This is a genomic window from Modestobacter sp. KNN46-3 (assembly GCF_011039295.1).
This window is the reverse complement of sequence record NZ_JAAKGN010000271.1, coordinates 1-3,194: the sequence shown is the minus strand read 5'-3', so window position 1 is coordinate 3,194 and position 3,194 is coordinate 1. Positions and strand designations below refer to the sequence as shown.

At 73.2% G+C, this 3,194-nt stretch carries 3 protein-coding genes; all 3 read left to right on the top strand.

Going from position 1 to position 3,194, the window contains the following annotated elements; all coding sequences use genetic code 11:
• Nucleotides 1–116: 116 nt before the first annotated feature.
• Entirely contained in the window at nt 117–1,016 is a 900-nt protein-coding gene (locus tag G5C62_RS26330; RefSeq protein WP_241176155.1) for a transglutaminase family protein, read from the top strand.
• A 69-nt stretch (nt 1,017–1,085) separates the two neighbouring features.
• Entirely contained in the window at nt 1,086–1,730 is a 645-nt protein-coding gene (locus G5C62_RS26325) for a dihydrofolate reductase family protein (RefSeq protein WP_164703316.1), read from the top strand.
• A gap of 60 nt (nt 1,731–1,790) precedes the next feature.
• Nucleotides 1,791–3,194, top strand: a 1,404-nt coding sequence (locus G5C62_RS26320) for an ABC-F family ATP-binding cassette domain-containing protein (protein WP_164703315.1), incomplete at its 3' end; no start/stop codon positions are given.

The window sequence follows — 3,194 nt, the reverse complement described above, 5'->3', positions numbered from 1 at the left end:
GCCCGGCTGGACGAGCTGCAGCGCACCTGCTCAGCCGCCAGCGAGGCGGTCACCAACCGGTTCTTCACCGAGCAGGCGCCCCAGGTCTGGGTGCCGGAAGGCGCAGGGTGAGCGCGGTGCCGCAGTCCCAGTCGCAGTCGCAGGTCCAGTCCGGCCCGGCGCGGGTGCCCAGCGACCGCTGGCGGCTGCAGGTCGTGCACCGCAGTTCCTTCCGCTACGGCGGGCCGGTCCGCTCGTCCTACAACGAGGCCCGGATGACCCCGGAGAACAGCAGCCGGCAGACCACGCTGCGCTCCCGGGTGGAGATCGAGCCGACCGCCACGGTGCACGCCTACCGCGACTACTGGGGGTCGACGGTCACCGCCTTCGACACCCACGGCCCGCACACCGAGCTCGTCGTGCAGGCCACCTCGGAGGTGGAGGCCGGCCCGGAGCCGCACGTCCCGGACCCGGTGGACTGGGCCGACCTGGCCGTCCCCGACCTGCAGGACCGGTTCGGGGAGATGCTCCGGCCGACGCCGCTGACCGCGATGGACGAGCCGGTGGTCGCCGAGGTGCGGGCCGCCCTCGGGGACGCCGGCCCGCGGGAGGCCGGGCACCTGGTCTGCGGCTTCGTGCACCAGCACATGGCGTACCTGACCGGCTCGACCAACGTGAAGACCAACGCCATGCAGGCGTGGACGCACCGCAAGGGCGTCTGCCAGGACATCTCGCACGTCTCCGTCGGTCTGCTCCGCGCCCTGGGGCTGCCCGCCCGGTACGTCTCCGGGTACCTGCACCCCGAGCCCGCGGCGGCGATCGGGCAGACGGTCACCGGCGAGAGCCACGCCTGGGTGGAGTGGTGGGACGGCGGGTGGTCCGGCTTCGACCCGACGAACTCGGTGGAGATCGGGCCCCGGCACGTGACCCTGGCGCGGGGGCGCGACTACTCCGACGTCCCGCCGCTCAAGGGCATCTTCTCCGGCCCCCGGAGCGAGGGCTCGAGCGTGACCGTGGAGGTCACCCGCCTCGCCTGAGCGGGCGGCGATGAGTTCTGCGGTCGGGGGCGGTCCCTCCTGACAGCGACCACGTCAGAGGAGGCTCCCGTGCAACAGCTGCTCAGGGTCCACAACGTCATGCTCTCCAGCGACGGTTTCGGTGCGGGGGAGGGCCAGAGCCTGGAGCGGCCGTTCGGCCACGCCGACCCGGCGGTGCTGGGCGCCTGGGCGTTCGCCACCGCGAGCTGGCCCAACCGCACCCAGCCCGGCGGCACCCGCGGCCTGGACGACCACTTCATGCGTGAGTTCGGGCGCAACATCGGCGCCGAGATCATGGGCCGGAACAAGTTCGGGCCCCAGCGCGGACCGTGGCGCGACCACGAGTGGCAGGGCTGGTGGGGGGACGAGCCCCCGTTCCACACGCCGGTGTTCGTGCTGACCCACCACGAGCGGCCCTCGTTCTCGCTGTCGGACACGACGTTCCACTTCGTCAGCGGTGCACCGGCCACGGTCCTCGAGCAGGCGAAGGAGGCGGCCGACGGTCGCGACGTCCGGCTCGGCGGGGGAGTCACCACCATCCGGCAGTTCCTGGACGCCGACCTGGTCGACACCGTGCACGTGGCAGTGGCACCGGTCGAGCTCGGCGCCGGGTCGCGGCTGTGGACGTCGCCCGACGAGCTGCTCGACCGGTTCCACCACGAGGTCGTCCCCAGCCCGAGCGGGGTGACCCACCACCTGTTCTGGCGGCGCTGAGGACCCGACGAGCGCGGGCTGGCGGGAGCGGGCCCGGCGGACCTGGGATGCTGGGTGGTGATGAGCGCACCCCTGAACCTGGTCAACCTCGAACGGGTGCACAAGGCACACGGCACGACGGTCATCCTCGACGACGTCTCCCTCGGGGTCGCGGCCGGTGAGCGGATCGGCATCGTCGGCCGCAACGGGGGCGGCAAGTCCACCCTGCTGAGCGTGCTCACCGGCACCGACGAGCCCGACTCCGGCCGGGTCACCCGCCGCGGCGACCTGGCCATGGGGGTGCTCGACCAGACCGGCACCCTCCCGGCCGGGACGACGGTGCGCGACGTCGTCCTGCCGACGTCCCGGTTCGCCGAGGAGCACGAGTGGGCCGGCGACCCCGCCGTCCGGTCGGTGCTGAACGGGCTGGAGCTGGACCGGATGGGCCTGGACGCCCCGGTGGCGCCGATGTCCGGTGGTGAGCGGCGCCGGGTCGCGCTGGCCGCCCAGCTGATCCGGCCGCTGGACCTGCTGGTGCTGGACGAGCCGACCAACCACCTCGACGTCGAGGGCGTCGCCTGGCTCGCCGAGTACGTCAAGGCCCGCGCCGGCGGCCTGCTGGTCGTCACCCACGACCGGTGGTTCCTGGACGAGGTGTGCACGACGACCTGGGAGGTCGCCGACGGCAACGTGCACGCCTACGAGGGCGGCTACTCCGCCTACACGCTGGCCCGGGCCGAGCGGGCGCGGATCTCCGCGGTGACCGAGGACCGCCGGCTCAACCTGGTGCGCAAGGAGCTGGCCTGGCTGCGCCGGGGCCCGCCGGCCCGCACCAGCAAGCCCAAGTTCCGGATCGAGGCCGCGCAGGCGCTGATCGCCGACGAGCCGCCGGCCCGGGACACGATGGCGCTGGCCGGCTTCGCCGCGCGGCGGCTGGGCAAGAGCGTCTACGACGTCGAGGACGTCGACTACGCCGTGCCGACCGACGACGGTCCGCGCACGCTGTTCCGCGACCTCACCTGGCACGTCGGGCCGGGCGACCGGATCGGCATCGTCGGCGTCAACGGCGCCGGCAAGACCTCGCTGCTCAAGCTGCTGGTCGGGGAGAACGAGGCCGACTCCGGCACGGTCGCCGTGGGGCAGACGGTCGCACCGGCGTACCTGTCCCAGCACGTCACCGAGCTCGACCCGCGGCAACGGGTGCTCGAGGCGGTGCAGGACGTCGCCCGGATCGCCAAGATCGGCAACCAGGAGATCTCCGCGTCCTCGCTGGCCGAGCGGTTCGGCTTCGCCGCCAACCGCCAGTGGACGCCGGTCGGCGACCTCTCCGGCGGCGAGCGCCGGCGGCTGCAGCTGCTGCGGCTGCTGATGGGCGAGCCGAACGTGCTGCTGCTCGACGAGCCCACCAACGACCTGGACATCGACACGCTGACCGCACTGGAGGACCTGCTCGACAGCTTCCCCGGCACGGTGCTGGTGGTCAGC